Raw genomic sequence first — 16467 nt, forward strand, 5'->3', positions numbered from 1 at the left:
GGACATCATGACCTCCCCCGAGAGCCTCGACTCGTTCCACGCCGTGATCCCCGCCGGAGGCGCCGGCACCCGGCTGTGGCCGCTCTCGCGAGCCGCCCGTCCCAAGTTCCTGCTCGACCTCGACGGCTCCGGTCGGTCGCTGCTGCAGCAGACGTGGGACCGCCTCAACGACCTGATCCCGGCCGAGCGCATCCACGTCGTCACCGGTGCGGCCCACGCCGACGCGATCCGTGAGCAGCTGCCCGAGCTCACCGGCCTGCTCGTCGAGCCGTCCCCCCGTGACTCGATGCCGGCCATCGGGCTCGCGGCGGCCGTGATCGGTTCGATCGACCCCGACGCGATCATCGGCTCGTTTGCCGCCGACCACATCATCGACGACCAGGTCGCGTTCGCCGACGCCATCGGCCAGGCCGTGGCCGTCGCCCGAACCGGGCTCGTCACGACGATCGGCATCACGCCGACCGGGCCGTCGACGGCCTTCGGCTACATCGAGTCCGGTGACCAGCTCACGGTCGAGGGGGGCGGCTCCGCCCGGGCCATCGCGGCGTTCGTCGAGAAGCCCGACGCCGCGACGGCTGCCGCGTACGTCGCCGGCGGCCACCACAGCTGGAACGGCGGCATGTTCGTGACGCGCACCGATGTGCTGCTCGGTCACCTCGCCCGGCTGCAGCCGGCCCTGCACACCGGACTCACCACGATCGCCGCCGCATGGACGGGCGAGAAGCGCCAGGCGGTCCTCGAGGCCACCTGGCCGGCCCTGACCAAGATCGCGATCGACCACGCAATCGCCGAGCCCGTCTCGCTCGAGGGCGGCATGGCCGTCGTGCCCGGCGCATTCACGTGGGACGACGTGGGCGACTACGCCGCGCTGCAGGACGTCGGGGCCGCCTCGTCGCCCGAGACGGTGTGGATCGACGCGAGCGGTCTCGCGATCGCCGAGGACGGCACGACGATCGCGGTCGTCGGCCTGCACGACGTCGTCGTGGTCCGCACGCCCGACGCCCTGCTCGTCACCACCCGCGACCACGCGCAGCGGGTCAAGGAGGTCGTGGCCGAGCTCAAGGAGCGCGGCCGCACCGACTTGGTCTAGTCTCCGGCCGGCCTACTGGTCGCTCGCGCGTCGTCCGCCCTGCATACGGCGCTCACGGCGCACCCGACGCTCGCCGAAGGGCAGCACGAGGTCGACCAGCTCGGCGGTCGGCGCATCCGGGCTCGGGGTGTAGGCCTGGGCGACCTCGCCCGTGCCGATCACCCGCACGTCGCCGTCGTCGGGACCCGCGTAGATCGAGTCGCCGCGTGACAGCTTGAGGTGGTCGCCGGCGGCGTTGACCAGCTCGACCTCGCCGCCGGTGCAGACCACGATGCGGTGAGGCGCAGGGGGCAGCAGGACGCCGTCCGGCTCGGCCCTGGACGACTGCGTGACCGCGAGCGCGAACTCGCGGACGTCCGGGTTGAAGATGTCGGTCGACAGGCCGAAGGGCTCCGGGGTCACCCGGGCGAGCCTCGACATGCCCCGGTCGAGGCACTTGACGAGCCCGGCCGGGTTGAGCGGCTTGGTCGTCAGGCCGGCTCGCAGGACGTTGTCCGACGCCGCCATGACCTCGAGGCACATGCCCTTGAGGTGTGCGTGGATGATGCCCGCACCGAGGAAGGCGGCCTCGCCCGGCTGCAGCGTGAGGCGGTTGAGCGTCAGCGAGATGATGACGCCCACGTCGTGCGGGAAGTACTCGGCGATCTCGACCGCCGTGACGTAGGCGCGCTTGACGTCGATGCCGGCCTCGACGAGCTCGCGGCAGGCCTCGACGACGGCCGTGACCTCGGCGGGCTCGATGCCGTCGGTGAGCAGGCGCTCGACGAGGCGGATGATGCCGTGGAAGCCCGGGGCCGCGTGCAGGTCGTCGACGAGGCTGCGGGTGAGCGGCGTGTCGATGCCGTGCAGCACCCGCAGGATCTCCGCCGTGGGTCGAAAGCCCACCAGGGTGTCGAACGTGGTCAGCGCGTAGGCCATCTCCGGCTTGTGGTGCGGGTCGCGGTAGGTGCGCTCCGGGGCGTCGACCGGCACACCGGCAGCCTGCTCCTCGGCGTAGCCGGCCTGCGCCATCGCCTCGCTGGGGTGCACCTGCAGCGACAGCGGACGGTCGGCGGCCAGGATCTTGAACAGGAACGGCAGGTCGCCGGCGACGTCGGCCAGCGGCACGCGCTCGGGCGCCTCGAGGGTCGAGGACCCCAACGGGTGGGTGCCCATCCAGATCTCCGCGAGCGGCGTCCCGTCGGGGGACCGCCCCATGAATCGGGGGATGTCCGAGGCAGAGCCCCAGTCATAGCTCCGGGAGGCGTTGTCCAGCAGGAACATGAGCGACCTTGTCAGGGAAGGGGCCGGCGGGTGCCGCCAGTCTAGTCACGGCCGTTACTTGTGACGGGGCTTTCTGACAGGCTTTCCATCGGTTGTGGTCTTCGTCTCGTACGGCTTCTTGTCGGCCGCCTTCGACGGGTAGGGCCGGTTCTCGTGCGAGCCCTTTCCACTGGCCGAGGACTTCTTGTAGGGCTTGCCCTTGCGGTCCTCGCGCGTGCGACGGATCGGCGGCCCGGTGTCGGGCTGCAGCTCGATCAGCTTGCCGGAGATGCGCGTGTTGGCCAGTGCCTCGAACACCGCGTCGGGCAGGTCGGCCGGCAGCTCGACGAGCGTGTGGTCCTGGCCGATCGTGATCTTGCCGAAGTCGGAGCGCTTGAGGCTGCCCTCGTTGGCGAGCGCGCCGACGATCGCGGACGGACCGATCTTGTGGCGCTTGCCGACCGCGACGCGATAGACCGCGGCGCCCTCGGCCGGGAGACGGTCCGAGCGCTCGTAGCCGGCAGGCTTCGGGCGCGGCTCGAAGTCCCGCGCACGGGCCGGGGCCTTCGGCGGATCGGGCCGCAGGAAGAACTCCTTGTCGGTCTGGCTCATGACAGCCAGGGCGGCGGCGACGTCGGTCATCGCGACGTCGTTCTCCTGCGCGTACTCCTCGACCAGCGTGCGGAACGCATGGAACTGCAGCGACCCCATGCTCGAGGTGATGGCCTGGGCGAAGCGACCGGCGCGACGCTCGTTGACCTCCTCGGCCGTGGGGACGGACATCTCCTCGACCGGACGACCCGAGACCTTCTCGATCGCCGAGAGCATGCGGCGCTCACGCGGCGTGACGAACAGGATCGCCTCGCCGGTGCGACCGGCGCGGCCGGTGCGGCCGATGCGGTGGACGTACGCCTCGGTGTCGTGCGGGATGTCGTAGTTGACGACGTGGGAGATGCGCTCGACGTCGAGGCCGCGGGCCGCGACGTCGGTCGCGATGATCAGGTCGATTGCGCCGGACTTGAGCTGGGCGACGGTGCGCTCACGCTGGGCCTGGACGAGATCGCCGTTGAGGGCCGCAGCGGCGTAGCCACGGCCGCGCAGCTTGTCGGCGAGCTCCTCGGTGGCCGACTTGGTGCGGACGAAGACGATCATGCCGTCGCCCGTCTCGACCTCGAGCAGACGCGTCAGCGCATCGAGCTTGTGGTGGTGCGAGACCTGGATCCAGCGCTGGCGGACCGTCGCGGTCGATGTCGTGGCCTTGGGCGTCGCGATGTCGACCGGGTCGTGCAGGTACTTCTTGGCGAGGCCGCGGATCGTCTTGGGCATCGTCGCCGAGAAGAGCGCGACCTGCTTGTACTCCGGGGTGTCGGCCAGGATCCGCTCGACGTCCTCCGCGAAGCCCATGTTGAGCATCTCGTCGGCCTCGTCGAGCACGAGGAACTCCAGCGCCGTCAGGTCCAGGCTGCCGCGCTCGAGGTGGTCGATGACGCGGCCGGGCGTGCCGACCACGATGTGGGCCCCGCGCTGCAGCCCCTGCAGCTGGAAGCCGTAGCCCTGGCCGCCGTAGACCGGCAGCACCCGGACGCCGGGGATGTTGACAGCGTAGGCGGTGATGGCCTCGCAGACCTGGAGCGCGAGCTCACGGGTCGGCGCGAGGACGATCGCCTGGGTCTTGCTGTTGCGCGGATCGATCTTCTGCAGGATCGGTAGCGCGAAGGCGGCGGTCTTGCCGGTGCCGGTCTGCGCGAGGCCGACGACGTCCTTGCCCTCGAGCAGCGTGGGGATCGCCCGGGCCTGGATCGGCGTCGGCGTCTCGTAGCCGAGCGAGGCGAGGCGCTCGACGAGGGTGTCGACCAGGCCGAGGTCGGCGAAGGTCGGGGTCTCGGCGGGCAGTGCGGTGGACAGGTCGGACGTCATGAAGGGCTCCTGGGATAGGGGGCGCGGGACCGGATCGGTCAGTCCCGGTGACCCCGTCGGCAGCCCCAATGCATGCCCAGGTCGTGCGGAAACGTACGCGCTAGGACTCCACGATATCGGTCGAGGACCGGATCGGTGAAACCCAGCGGACGTTAGATGCGACTCAGTAGGCGCCGGACGACGACCGCACGGCCTTGATCGTCTTCCACAGGATCAGCAGGTCGCCGACGATCGACCAGTTCTCGACGTAGTAGAGGTCGAGTCGCATGGTCTCCTCCCAGTCGAGGTCGGAGCGCCCGGAGATCTGCCACGGACCCGTCATCCCCGGGCGGACGAGCAGCCGCCGTCGCGCCTCGGGTGCGTAGCCCGAGACCTCCGAGACCAGCGGCGGCCGCGGTCCCACCAGGCTCATGTCGCCCTTGACCACGTTGATGAGCTGAGGCAGCTCGTCGAGGGAGTAGCGCCGCAGGAAGCGGCCGGCGCGCGTGACCCGCGGGTCGTCGCGCATCTTGAACATGACCGCGTTGCCGGTGTCGGGCGTCAGGTCCTGGACCATCTCGTGGGCGCCGTCGACCATCGTCCGGAACTTGATCATGCCGAACGTCTGCCCGTCGTGCCCCACCCGCTCCTGGACGAAGAAGACCCGACCCGGGCTCGTCAGCTTGATCGCGACCGCGATGACGGCGAACACCGGCATCGCCACGAGCAGCAGCGCGCTGCCGCCCAGGAAGTCGAGCAGGCCTTTGGCCCACCGCGACGCGCCCCGGTAGGACGGCTGCTCGACGTGGAGCAGCGGCAGGCCCGAGACCGGACGGATGTGGACACGGGGTCCGGCGATGTTGGCGAGCGACGGCGCCACGATGATCTCGACGTCGTAGCCCTCGAGGTCCCAGCCGAGGCGGCGCACCATGTCGGGGTGCGTGGCGTCGGACGACGTCACGATGATCGCGTCGGCACCGTAGGAGAGGGTCGTCGTCATCAGGTCGTCGACGCCGCCCAGCACCGGGAGCCCCGCGACGTGGGTCGGCCGAGACGGCTCGGTGATGCAGGCGCCGACGAGACGGTAGCCGTAGGACTGGTTGCGCCCGACCACCGCCGACAGGTGCTCGACCGACGCCAGGTTGCCGATGACGATCGCGTTCTGGGTCATGTGCCCGTGCTGCCGCTGCACGAGCAGCCACTGCCGCCACGACCAGCGGCTGACCGTGAGCAGGGCGATCCCGAAGGGCAGGGTCACGAGCACGTAGCTGCGCGGGACGGTGAGGCTGAACAGGTAGCCGAAGAAGGCGATCAGGGAGAAGATCACGATCGTCGAGTTGATGACGCGCTTGTACTCGTCCGGCCCGCCCCCGAGCACCCGCGGGTCACGGGTGCCCGCCAGGGTCAGCACCACGTGCCAGGTGACGAGCAGGTTGAACGAGACGAACATCCACGTCCACTCGAGCGCCGGGTTGGCGTCACGCCAGGCGGGGACGCTGAACCACACGACGTGGTTGATCACGAACACCCAGGTCAGGACGACGGCGTCCGAGACGGCGAGGATCCGCCCGTAGCGCCGGTGCCAGTCAGGCCCACGGACGCGCTCGGGCTGACGCTTCACCAGAACCCCCGAGGATCGTCGCGGCGGAGCGGCAGGCAGGTCCTGCCGCGTGCTCACGCGCCGGAGGGACGCCGAGACACTCGACGAGCAGCCTGCCACACGACGGTGGCAAGCGCTGCGAACGTCATCGCAACGACGGTGCTTCCAACGACGAGCACGAGCCCACGGTAGCCGTCGCCGCCGAGCCCGAGGAACCCCAGGGACCACGTGGTCGAGCTCATCGACACGGCCACCAGCGGCAGGAGCGCCATCATGATGGTCAGCGAGAATCCCAGCACCACGCGGCGCGCGCTGATCGGCGTGTAGTCCATCGTCGTCACTCCTCGGGGGAAAGAGCTCCCAGGCCAGGGCGAGAGACCCTGTTGCCAAGAGAACGAGCCACGTCCGCCGGAGTTACGACCTCCGGGCCTGCTTTGCCAGATGGTCATCTGCCGCACGTCGATGCGTTATCTTTCCGACAAGGCGATCGCACCTGGAAGGGGACCTGACGTGAGGCACACGCTCGGCGTGCGACAGCTCCTGAGACGGTGGCCCTCGATCCTGGTCATCACGCTGATCGGCATCGGCGTCGCAGCCGGCGCCCTCTCGCTGGCACCGACGCAGTACGCGTCCCACGCCGACGTCCTGATCAGCCCGCCGGCCAACCGGAGCACGACCGCCGTCGCCGAGCGACTCGTCGAGTCCTACGCGCACGTCCTGGGCGGACGGGCGACCGCGGCCGACGTCGTCGACGCCCTCGGCCTGACCCGCGGCACCGGGGCCGTCGACCGCGACCTGTCGGCCGAGGTCGTCGACGGCACCTCCGTGCTCCGGGTGACGGCGACCAGCGACTCCGGCGGTCGCGCTGCCGAGATCAGCCAGGCGGCCGCGGAGTCGTTCGTCACCTGGCTCGGCGAGCAGGACAACCCGCTGGTGGCGACGATCGTCGAGCCCGCCGCTGCGTCGTCCACGCCGTCCAGCCCCGACCGCGCGCCCTGGCTCGTGCTCGGCGGCCTCGTCGGGCTGCTGGCCGGCCTCGTCGTGGCTGCGGTCCGCGTGGTGTCCGACCAGAGCGTCCGCACGCCCGCCGAGCTGGAGGAGCTCGCAGGGGCCCCCGTGCTGGGCGCCGTCGCCTACGACCGCACCGCCGTCCAGACCCCGCTCATCACGTCGCTCGGCACCCACCACCCCCGCTTCGAGGCCGTGCGCATCCTGCGGACCAACCTGCAGTTCCTCGACATCGACCACGACCACAAGGTCATCACGATCACGAGCTCGGTCCCCGGCGAGGGCAAGTCGACCACTGCGACCAACCTGGCGATCGCGCTGGCCCAGGCTGGCTCGCGCGTCGTCCTCGTCGAGGGCGACCTGCGCCGTCCCCGCGTGAGCGAGTACCTCGGCATCGAGAAGTCGGTCGGCCTCACGACGGTGCTCGTCGGCCGGGTCAACCTCGACACGGCCCTGCAGGCAGCCGGCACTCCCGGACTCGACGTGCTGACCAGCGGCGCCCTGCCGCCCAACCCGTCCGAGATCCTGCAGACCAACGCCATGAAGGCCCTGGTCGCCGAGCTGCGCCAGCGCTTCGACGTCGTGCTGATCGACGCTCCCCCGCTGCTGCCCGTCACCGACGCCTCACTGCTCGCGTCGATCTCCGACGGGGCGATCCTGGTCGTCCGCCACGGCGAGACGGGACGCGAGGAGGTCCGGTCGGCGGCCGGACGCCTGCAGGCCGTCGGTGCCCGCCTGCTCGGAACCGTGCTCAGCATGGCCCCGGTCAAGGAGCTGTCTCGTCACGGCTACGGATACGGATACGGCTACGGGCCCGAGTACTTCGAGCGCACCACCGCGACCCGCAGCCGCGGCGGCGCCCGCAAGGGCTAGCCCCGGACGGTCTCGCTGCCCACGAGTGCGTTGAGCCGGGTGCTCACCGTGGTGACGGCCTCGGCGATCTGGTCGGCGATCATCCGGTGGACCTCGGGCCCGCGCCGGTAGGGGTCACCGATGTCGGCCTTCGCCGGGGCGAGGCTGCGCCGCACGGCGGCCTGGGCGACGAGCTGCTGGGGGGTGTCTGCGTCGACGATGCCGCACAGCGCCGCGAACTCCACCAGCGTGAAGCTGCGTCGCAGGGCCTGGGGGTTCATCGCCAGCACGTCGGAGCGGTGGGCCCGCGTCGCGGTGAGGATCAGGTCGGCGGAGTCGACGAGGTAGGAGTCGATCGCGTGGGAGCGGAACGTCGTCGCGGACTGCCCGAGACGCATCAGCTCCATCGCCGCCATCGAGTCCATCGGCTTGCGGTCCCAGCCCTGGACACCGGCGCTCGCGACCTCGAAGCGGGTGTCGTCGAGCTCGGCGCGCAGCAGGGCCTCGATCATCGGGGACCGGCAGATGTTGGCGGTGCAGACCGCCAGGATCGCGAAGCGGCGCTCGCTCACGACAGCACCGGCCGCACGTGCAGGCCGGCCTCGGGGTCGACCAGGACCTCCTGCGCCGCGGCGACGCCGTCGGCCTCGAGGGTGGCCGCGGGGTCGACGTTGCGCTTGACCATCGCGAGGGCGATCGGACCCAGCTCGTGGTGGCGGGCCGCGGTGCCGACGAACCCGACCCGCACGCCGTCGAGCATCACGTCGGAGCCGTGCGGCGGCAGGTGGTCGACCGATCCGTCGAGGTGCAGCCGGACGAGACGCCGGGGCGGGCGTCCGAGCGTGTGGACCCGGGCGACGGTCTCCTGACCGCGGTAGCAGCCCTTGTCGAGGTGGACCGCGACGCCGAGGAGCCCGGCCTCGTTGGGGATCGTGCGGTCGTCGGTGTCGAGGCCGACCCGCACGAGGCCCGCCTCGATGCGCAGCGCCTCCCAGGCCCAGAGGCCCACGGGGTCGCCCAGCTCGGCCGGCAGGTCGACGAGCGAGGCGCGGGGAACGATCTTCCAGGCCAGGTCGCGCAGGCCGATGACGGCCCAGGCGTCCGAGACGAGGGCGACCTCGACCCGCATCATGAAACGCATGCGGTCGAGGAACTCGACCAGGGCGGCGCCGGCGCCGGGCTCGGTGTGGGCCCAGAACGTCTCGCCGTCGTCGATGCCCGAGAAGCCGTGCTCGATCTTGCCCTGGGGTGACAGCAGCAGGACGTCGGTCGGGACGCCGGGGGCCAGACCCTCGAGGAACTGGGTCGTCAGCGAGTGGAGCCAGGTCAGGCGATCGGGCCCGCTGACGGTGACGACGTCGCGGTGCGAGAGATCGACGAAGGTGCCGCCGGCCGTGAGACGTCGCTGCTCGGCGGAGATCGCGCCGTAGTGGGCCGCGACGCCTCCGTCGGGGGCGTCGCCGGGCACCGCGCCCGGCAGGCTCAGCAGCGGGCTCGTCCGCACGGCCTCGTCAGACACGCTGCAACCGTCCCCACAGGTGCGACTGCATCTCCTGGCCCTCGGCAGCCATGTCGTAGGCGTACATCAGGTCTCCGTCGACGAGCCCGTACATGCGCTGGCCGGCGGTGTACTCCTTGGCCGACGACGTGCGAGCCACCAGGTCGGTCGCGAGCGTGACCCGCGCACCGTCGACCTCGCCGTACCAGACCTCGGCGTAGCCGGTGGGGTGAGCAAGCACCAGCTCGAGCTGGTTGTCGCCGGCCGGACGCAGGAAGCCCGTCTCGATCGCGCCGGGGCGGACGCGCTCGCCGGCCTCGTCGGTGATCCAGGTGCGGCTGAAGTAGTGCAGGAACGGCCTGGTGTCATGGGCGAACACGACGTCCTGCTCGTAGGAGAACGGCTCGATCGTGGGGTAGTCGCCCTGCCCGTTGCCGTGCCAGTTGCCGAGCAGCCACACGACCGGCATCAGGTCGGGGTGGAGGTCTGACGGGATCTCGAACGGCATGGATTCCAGTCTACTGTCCCCTACTAGTCTCGAACCATGAGAGCCGTCGTGCAGCGAGTCACACACGCCCGGGTCGACGTCGGGGGCGAGACGGTGGGCGAGATCGGCACCGGGCTGATGGTGCTCCTGGGCGTCACCCACGACGACACCCCCGAGGTCGCCGGACGCCTCGCGGCCAAGATCTGGGGACTGCGGATCCTGCGCGACGAGCTCTCCGCGTCCGACCTGGACGCCCCGATCTTGGTCGTCAGCCAGTTCACGCTCTACGGCGACGCCCGCAAGGGCCGACGGCCGACCTGGACCGCCGCCGCACCCGGCCCCGTCGCCGAGCCGCTCTACGACGAGCTCTGCGCAGCCCTGCGCCGGCTGGGCGCGACCGTCGCCGAGGGGGTCTTCGGCGCCGACATGCAGATCACGCTGACCAACGACGGTCCGACGACGCTGGTGCTCGAGATCTGACCTCGCCGGTCGACGCCGAGGGGCTTGGAGGGTCGACGCCGAGGCGGCACAATGGCCCGGAAGATCACCGGGGCGGAGGACGATGGCAGGCAGGATGCGCACGACGTACCGCGACGCCGGCAAGCGCCGGGTCGGCGGCATCCCCTTCCACCGCCGCCACCGCCGGCTGATCGTGACCCTCGTCGCGGTGCTCGTCGTGGTCCCGGTCCTCGGCACCGCCGCCTACGCGTACGTGTTGAACACCAAGCTCAACGGCATCGACAAGGTCGAGAAGAAGCTCCCCGAGGCGGACCGACCCGACCCCGACGAGGGCGACGCGATCAACATCCTGCTGATCGGGTCCGACAAGGGCAAGAAGATCCCCGGCGAGTCCGGGGACACCTCGATCGCCGAGGACGCCAAGGCTGACGAGTGGCCCGCCGGCAAGTACCGCAGCGACACGATGATGGTCGTCCACGTCACGGCCAACCGGAAGTACGCCTTCCTCACCTCGATCCCCCGCGACACCCTGACGACGATCTACGACGAGCAGGGCCGACCCCAGGGCATGTCGAAGGTCAACGCCGCGTTCTCCGACTATGGACCGCTCGGCACCCAGTCGACCGTCGAGCACCTCACCGGCATCCGCATGCAGCACTTCGCCATCATCGACTGGGCCGGCTTCAAGGACCTGTCGCGAGCCGTGGGCGGCGTGCCCGTCACGATCCCGCGCTCGTTCTACGACCCGCAGCAGAAGATCCAGTGGGAGGCCGGCGAGCAGGTGCTCGAGGGTGAGCAGGCCCTGTCCTACGTCCGCACCCGGTACGGCCTGCTCCGCGGCGACTTCGACCGCATCGCGCGGCAGCAGAACTTCCTGCGCGCGATGATGAAGAAGGTGCTCTCCAAGGGCACGATGCGCAACCCGGTCAAGCTCGTCAAGACGGTCTCGGCGCTGACCGAGAACCTCACGGTCGACGGCGAGTGGTCGGGCGGCGACATGCGGGGCCTCGCCCTGTCGTTGCGCGGGGTCAGCACCGAGGACGTCATCTTCCTCACCGCGCCGGTCGCCGGCACCGAGACGATCGACCCCTACGGCAGCATCGCCCGGCTCGACGAGGCCAAGACCGCCGAGCTCTTCGACGCGTACCGCAAGGACAACCTGCGGGCCTACCTCAAGAAGTACCCGGACGACGTGCTGAAGGGCGAGGACGAGGTCAGCTGAACGCCGGCGTCACTGGCAGGCGGACTTCACCTCGACGTCGTTCTGGGTGCTGCGCACACCCGGGGTCGTGGAGAACACCGCGTCGCCGTCCTGGCCCTTGCCCGTGATCATCGTCGTCGTGATCGTCTGCGTCTCGCCGGGCTTGATCGTCAGCAGCACCTTGGTGACGTTGCGCCCCTTCTGCTGGTCGGCGTAGATCGTCTGCGGCACGTTGTTGAGCTTGACCGACGTGAAGCCACCACCGAACGGCGCGTAGAAGCGGGCGATCAGCTTCATGGTGCCCTTCGGCGTGTACTTGCCGGTGCCCACGACCGACTCGGCCAGCTGGGCCGCGTTGGACGGCGCCGTGGACGTCAACGAGGTCGACGTGCTGATCTCCTGGATGTCGCCCGGGAGGCAGCGGCCGGCCGCCACGGACGTGGCGTAGTCGAGGTAATACTCCATCTTGCCGGAGGCCGCGTCGCCGAGATACATCCCGACGTGCGGGGTCGACCCGTCGTCGCCCTTCAGCGCTCCCGACAGCGCCGAGGGGCCGATGAGCGCCTGCTCCTCCGCGCGGGACGACCACACCATCACCCGGTTCTCGGCCACGCCCTGCACGAGACCTCCGATGACCAGCCGTGGGTCGGCCTTGCCCTGGGTGATGACGTCGAACACCGTCCGCGCCGCGATCTCGAAGGCGTCGTCCTGCTGCTGCAGGCCGAGCTTGAGGTAGGTCGTGTTGAGCAGCAGGTCGACCGCGTTGACCTCGTTGAGCACGAAGCCGGGCAGGTCGGTCTGCACGGGTCCCGTCGCCCGCAGGATGAACGACATCGCCACCGGGTCGACCGAGATGACGCCGTCGACGTCCTCGTCGCGGACCTTCTTGACGAGGGCACGCGCGATCTCGCCGGACCGCGGGAAGTCCGGGGTCACGTTGACGTCGAGGATGTTGGTGGCCAGGGTCGCCGGGAAGAGCGTCTTCTCGGACGTCGTCATGGCGACGACGGGCTCCGGCGACTGCACCAGGTCCGCGTAGGACCCCTGGAAGCCCATCGAGAGCTTGCCGTTCTTGGCCTTCAGCATCGCGAACGATCCGGAGATGCCGCCCGTCGAGCGGACCTCGGCGTTGTTCTGGATCAGGAGCAGGTAGCGCCGCGTGGTGCCCTCACCGAGCATCGACGGGAGCAGGCGCGCGGCCAGCACGCTGTTGGACGACGCGCTCGCCGCGTTGCCGATCTTGAACTGGATCGCGCCGACGGGACCCCGCAGCGGCACGAGCAGCGACTGGGCGTCGATGCCGTCGAGCTTGCGCTCGGCGCGCTGCAGCGCGCGGTCGGCGGTGATGATCGACGGCGAGATCTTCTTGACCGCGGCCAGGTCGACCCGGCCGTCCTTGGGGCTGAAGGTGTCGAGGTTGATCTGCTTCGACAGGGCCACGACGGGCGGGAGCGCCTCGGTGGCGACCTGGTCGATGACCTCGGACACCGTCTGGACCGCCTTGACGTTCTTGCCCACCAGCGGCACCCGGGAGCCGATGTCCCACATCAGGCCGTCCGTCGTGCCCTTGGCGCGGTCGGCCGACTCCTGCAGACGACCCAGGGTCGCCTTGGCACCGGCGTCATCGCCGGCGACGATCTGGTTCTGGAGCAGCTCGGCCTGGCTCGCGGCGAGCCGCAGCGAGCTCGAGGCGCGCATCGCCTGCCAGCCGAAGAGGAGCACGAGGAGCACGACAGCCGCGAGCGCGGCCAGCAGGGCCCGCTCGCGGGTGATCCTGCGGTACCACGGCTTCGGCCGACGACGTTGTTGCGACGATGCCATCAATACGCTTCCGTCAGAGCAGTCATGCACGCCCCGACACGCGGGACGTGCATGACCAGGTGGTGTACAGGGCGATCAGTGAGCCGAGTGGCGCCGGCGCGAGGCGTACAGGGCGCCTCCACCTGCGAGCACGAGGCCGGCTCCGAGCACGAGGATCCACAGGTTGGAGCCACCCGTGTCGGGCAGGGCGCCGTTGTCGTCCTCGTCGTCGCCGCCGCGGGGCAGCAGGGTCACGGTCGCCGAGGCGCTCGCGTCCTGGGTCGCGGCCTGCAGGGTGCTCGCGGAGCCGGAGTAGAGCGCGGGCGTCACGTCGTTGCCCGTCAGGATCTTGGCCGAGACGGCGGGCACGCCGTCGTCGTAGACGCACGTGGCGGTGATGGGTGACTTGAAGGTCTTGCTGACGACCTTGGTCTTGTAGGAGCCCGAGAGGGACTTGCCGCTGCCGTTCTGGCCGGCGGCCACGCCCGAGGCGCGACCCTCGGCATAGGTGACGGTCCACTCACAGTCGACGTCGGCCTTCGCCGTGTAGGAGAACGTCTCACCGCCGTAGATCACCGAGTCGGGGATGGTCAGGGTCACGTTGGGCACGTCGGGATAGGCCTGGGCTGCGCCCGAGGACAGGAGCGTGACCACGCCGGCGATGGCCGCCGCCGCAGCAAGCCGAAGATTCTTCATTCCATGTCTCCCCGTGGAGTCCGAGTGGGTGGTGCCGATGACACGTGCTGCATGGAGCAATCGGTCGGCGTTGACCGAGACCGCACGTCACGCATCGACAACGAGCGCGCCGAGCGGTTTGTTATGGGTCACTGTAGCGCAGGTCACCGGCGACGGGGCCGACTTCTCGGGCCGCCCCAACGGCTCGATTTTCGCTGTGATGGCGAGGCAGAAACGACGACGAGGTGTGCCGGCCGGAGCCGGGCACACCTCGTCAGGATCGAGCTGATCGGGTCAGACGGCGACCGCGACCTCCGCGACGACACCGGTGGCGGCGGTCACCGGGTTGTCGACCGACACCGCCTTCGGAGCGAGCGTGCGCAGCGTCCACTCGCCGGGTCCCGCGAAGAAGCGGAACTGACCGGTGGCCGAGGTGGGCACCTCGGCGGTGAACTCGCCCGTGCGGTCGAGCAGACGCACGTACGCGTTGCCGACCGGCTGGCCGTCACGCGTCACGACGCCCTGGATCACTGCTTCGTTGGCCACGTCGACGCCCTCGAGCGAGGGGCCGCCCTTCACCGCGCCGCACATCAGGCAGCACCCGGCTCGTCGCCCAGCGCGACCGGCACGGCGCGCAGGGCGCCGTACTCGGTCCAGGATCCGTCGTAGTTCTTGACGTTGTCGTGACCCAGGATCTCCTTGAGCACGAACCACGTGTGCGAGCTGCGCTCGCCGATGCGGCAGTAGGCGATGGTGTCCTTGGCGTCGTCGAGACCGGCGTCGGCGTACAGCGCCTTCAGCTCCTCGTCGCTGCGGAAGGTGCCGTCGTCGTTGGCTGCCTTGCTCCACGGCACGTTGCCAGCCGTCGGGATGTGACCGCCGATCTGGGCCTGCTCCTGCGGGAGGTGCGCGGGCGCCAGGAGGCGACCCGCGTACTCGTCGGGGCTACGGACGTCGATGAGGTTCTTGACGCCGATCGACTCGATGACCTCGTCGCGGAAGGCGCGGATCGAGGTGTCGGCGTCCTTCGCGGTGTAGGTCGTGGCCGCGCGGTCGACCACGTCGGTGGTCAGCTCACGCGAGTCGAGCTCCCACTTCTTGCGGCCGCCGTCGAGCAGACGGAGGTTGTCGTGGCCGTAGTACTTGAGGTACCAGTAGGCGTAGGCCGCGAACCAGTTGTTGTTGCCGCCGTAGAACACGACGGTGTCGTCGTTGCCGACGCCCTTGGCCGACAGGAGGGCCTCGAGCTTCTCCTTGGTCACGAAGTCGTGACGGACGCCGTCCTGGAGGTCCTTCTTCCAGTCGAGCTTGATGGCACCGGGGATGTGCCCCTTGTCGTACGCCTCGGCGTCCTCGTCGACCTCGACGAGAACCACCTTCGGGTCGTTGAGGTTCTCCTCGACCCAGTCTGCTGTGACGAGCGCGGTCTCGCGGCTCATGCTTACCTCCGTTGTGCCCGGGCGGGCGTTGGTTGTGGCGAGTGGTGGCGGGATGAAGTTGTCAGGCGTTGACCGGCCGGAGCCGGCGCAGCACCAGGTAGAGCTCGCATCCCAGGCAGAACCCGACGGATGCGTTGAGCAGGGCCGCCACGAGCGCGAACGCCGTGGCGACGAGGGCGGCCGTCGTCGCACCCGCGAGGAGCAGGACGAGGGCGACGGTCGCGAACGCGAGGCCGACGGCCTGCGCGAACCGCGGTGGGCGGGAGTCCTCGAGCTCGGCCGGACGGCCGATCCGGGGACGGACGACGCGGGCGAAGAAGATCGCGTACGGCGACTTCTGCAGGCCCGCGACGACGGCGATCGCGAACACCACGACCTGCACGGTGAGCAGCGCGGTCCGCACCGGCTCGGACGGAACCACCAGCACGACGGCCAAGACTGCGGACGTGATGCCGGCGACGACCCGCAGTCCTCGCGGGTCGACCTGAGTGGGTGTGGACATGATGCTCCTGCGCTGATGGCGTGGGCACAGCCCGGCAGAGGCCAGGGCGGTGCAGGCTGACGGTCGAGAGGTGTCAGGCCATACGACACAGCGACGAGCGCGTGCGGCAGTTGTCCACTGCACGTCGGCGCGTCAGGTGTGTCGTCCGGAACATGTCTCCAGAGTAGGGACACCACCCGGGGATTTCACTCCCTCATCCCACATGATGGACAACCATCCCACTATATGGCGCGCATGCTGCAACGACAGTGGTTATCGGGTGCTTCCGACGGCGGCGTCGAGGGCGGCCAGCACCTGATCCCGGCGCGGAAGACCCGATGCCCTGGTCGTCACGACCCCTGCCGCGTCGAGGACCAGCACCGTCGGTGTGCGCATGATGTCGAGCTCGCGCACCAGCTCGAGGTGCTCCTCGGCGTCGATCTCGACGGTCACGACTCCGTCGACCTTGTCGGCGATGTCGGCCAGCAGCACCCGCGTCGCTCGGCACGGGCTGCAGAACGCGCTGGAGAACTGGACCATCGTGGCCCTCTCGCCCAGCGGCGCACCGATCTGCTCGGCCGTGACGACCTCGCGATCGTCGTCGACGACGGACGTGAAGCGTCCGTTCTTCCACCGCATCGCGGCGGCGACGGCAGCGGTCACGACGACGGCGGCGATGAGGACGAGGGCTCCGGTCACCTCTTCAGGATACGTCGGTGACCACCGCCCGGCCCGGCGT

General features: G+C 70.0%; 17 protein-coding genes. 4 read left to right on the plus strand and 13 right to left on the minus strand.

Annotated features, from left to right (window positions below; genetic code table 11):
- Positions 1–7: 7 nt before the first annotated feature.
- Entirely contained in the window at positions 8–1090 is a 1083-nt protein-coding gene (locus tag HQK15_RS01335; RefSeq protein ID WP_173489637.1) for a mannose-1-phosphate guanylyltransferase, read from the plus strand.
- A 12-nt stretch (positions 1091–1102) separates the two neighbouring features.
- Here the strand turns inward: HQK15_RS01335 and manA are convergent, their stop codons facing one another.
- From manA to HQK15_RS01355, 4 genes are all read right to left on the minus strand, one after another.
- On the minus strand, positions 1103–2353 hold the full coding sequence (gene manA / locus HQK15_RS01340) for a mannose-6-phosphate isomerase, class I (RefSeq protein WP_173489638.1): 1251 nt from the start codon (positions 2351–2353) through the stop codon (positions 1103–1105).
- Positions 2354–2407: 54 nt separating this feature from the next.
- Complete coding sequence (locus HQK15_RS01345) at positions 2408–4249, minus strand: DEAD/DEAH box helicase (RefSeq protein WP_173489639.1); 1842 nt, start codon at positions 4247–4249, stop codon at positions 2408–2410.
- A 163-nt stretch (positions 4250–4412) separates the two neighbouring features.
- Positions 4413–5849: a sugar transferase gene (locus HQK15_RS01350; RefSeq protein ID WP_173489640.1), complete on the minus strand. Its 1437-nt coding sequence runs from the start codon at positions 5847–5849 to the stop codon at positions 4413–4415.
- Positions 5850–5902: 53 nt separating this feature from the next.
- The gene (locus HQK15_RS01355) at positions 5903–6160 is read right to left on the minus strand and encodes a hypothetical protein (protein ID WP_173489641.1); all 258 of its coding nucleotides are present in this window, start codon (positions 6158–6160) and stop codon (positions 5903–5905) included.
- Between the two features lie 178 nt (positions 6161–6338).
- Here HQK15_RS01355 and HQK15_RS01360 point away from each other — a divergent pair, with 178 nt between their 5' ends.
- Positions 6339–7709 carry a tyrosine-protein kinase domain-containing protein gene (locus HQK15_RS01360; protein WP_173489642.1) on the plus strand — a complete coding sequence of 457 codons (1371 nt, stop codon included), beginning with the start codon at positions 6339–6341 and terminating at the stop codon, positions 7707–7709.
- Here HQK15_RS01360 and HQK15_RS01365 read toward each other — a convergent pair.
- From HQK15_RS01365 to HQK15_RS01375, 3 genes are read right to left on the minus strand one after another with little or no spacing between them, the layout of a single operon-like run.
- On the minus strand, positions 7706–8260 hold the full coding sequence (locus HQK15_RS01365) for an arsenate reductase/protein-tyrosine-phosphatase family protein (protein WP_173489643.1): 555 nt from the start codon (positions 8258–8260) through the stop codon (positions 7706–7708). The two genes, HQK15_RS01360 and HQK15_RS01365, sit on opposite strands and share 4 nt — an antisense overlap.
- Positions 8257–9207, minus strand: a complete 951-nt coding sequence (ygfZ, locus tag HQK15_RS01370; protein WP_173489644.1) for a CAF17-like 4Fe-4S cluster assembly/insertion protein YgfZ — start codon at positions 9205–9207, stop codon at positions 8257–8259. The genes HQK15_RS01365 and ygfZ overlap by 4 nt, the downstream gene beginning before the upstream one ends.
- Positions 9200–9694, minus strand: a complete 495-nt coding sequence (locus HQK15_RS01375) for a heme-binding beta-barrel domain-containing protein (RefSeq protein ID WP_173489645.1) — start codon at positions 9692–9694, stop codon at positions 9200–9202. Before HQK15_RS01375 ends, ygfZ begins: the two co-directional genes overlap by 8 nt.
- 36 nt (positions 9695–9730) lie before the next feature.
- Between HQK15_RS01375 and dtd the strand changes: the two genes are divergently transcribed.
- The gene (gene dtd / locus HQK15_RS01380) at positions 9731–10153 is read left to right on the plus strand and encodes a D-aminoacyl-tRNA deacylase (RefSeq protein WP_173489646.1); all 423 of its coding nucleotides are present in this window, start codon (positions 9731–9733) and stop codon (positions 10151–10153) included.
- A 94-nt stretch (positions 10154–10247) separates the two neighbouring features.
- On the plus strand, positions 10248–11354 hold the full coding sequence (locus tag HQK15_RS01385) for an LCP family protein (RefSeq protein WP_173489647.1): 1107 nt from the start codon (positions 10248–10250) through the stop codon (positions 11352–11354).
- A gap of 9 nt (positions 11355–11363) precedes the next feature.
- Here HQK15_RS01385 and HQK15_RS01390 read toward each other — a convergent pair whose 3' ends face one another.
- The 6 genes from HQK15_RS01390 to HQK15_RS01415 form a co-directional block, all read right to left on the minus strand.
- A complete protein-coding gene (locus tag HQK15_RS01390) occupies positions 11364–13154 on the minus strand; it encodes a DUF4012 domain-containing protein (RefSeq protein WP_173489648.1) in 1791 nt (596 codons plus the stop codon).
- A 75-nt stretch (positions 13155–13229) separates the two neighbouring features.
- Positions 13230–13829 (minus strand): LAVTG motif-containing sortase-dependent surface protein, encoded by a 600-nt coding sequence (locus HQK15_RS01395; RefSeq protein ID WP_173489649.1) that lies wholly within the window; start codon positions 13827–13829, stop codon positions 13230–13232.
- 273 nt (positions 13830–14102) lie between these two features.
- Positions 14103–14399: a DUF1416 domain-containing protein gene (locus tag HQK15_RS01400; protein ID WP_173489650.1), complete on the minus strand. Its 297-nt coding sequence runs from the start codon at positions 14397–14399 to the stop codon at positions 14103–14105.
- Positions 14399–15247 (minus strand): sulfurtransferase, encoded by an 849-nt coding sequence (locus HQK15_RS01405; protein WP_173489651.1) that lies wholly within the window; start codon positions 15245–15247, stop codon positions 14399–14401. Before HQK15_RS01405 ends, HQK15_RS01400 begins: the two co-directional genes overlap by 1 nt.
- A gap of 61 nt (positions 15248–15308) precedes the next feature.
- Entirely contained in the window at positions 15309–15749 is a 441-nt protein-coding gene (locus HQK15_RS01410) for a DUF4395 domain-containing protein (RefSeq protein WP_173489652.1), read from the minus strand.
- 252 nt (positions 15750–16001) lie between these two features.
- A complete protein-coding gene (locus HQK15_RS01415) occupies positions 16002–16427 on the minus strand; it encodes a TlpA family protein disulfide reductase (protein WP_367649020.1) in 426 nt (141 codons plus the stop codon).
- Positions 16428–16467: the final 40 nt, after the last annotated feature.

Origin of the sequence: Aeromicrobium stalagmiti (assembly GCF_013283745.1) — a bacterium.
In the GTDB taxonomy this organism is placed as follows: Bacteria; Actinomycetota; Actinomycetes; order Propionibacteriales; family Nocardioidaceae; genus Aeromicrobium; species Aeromicrobium stalagmiti.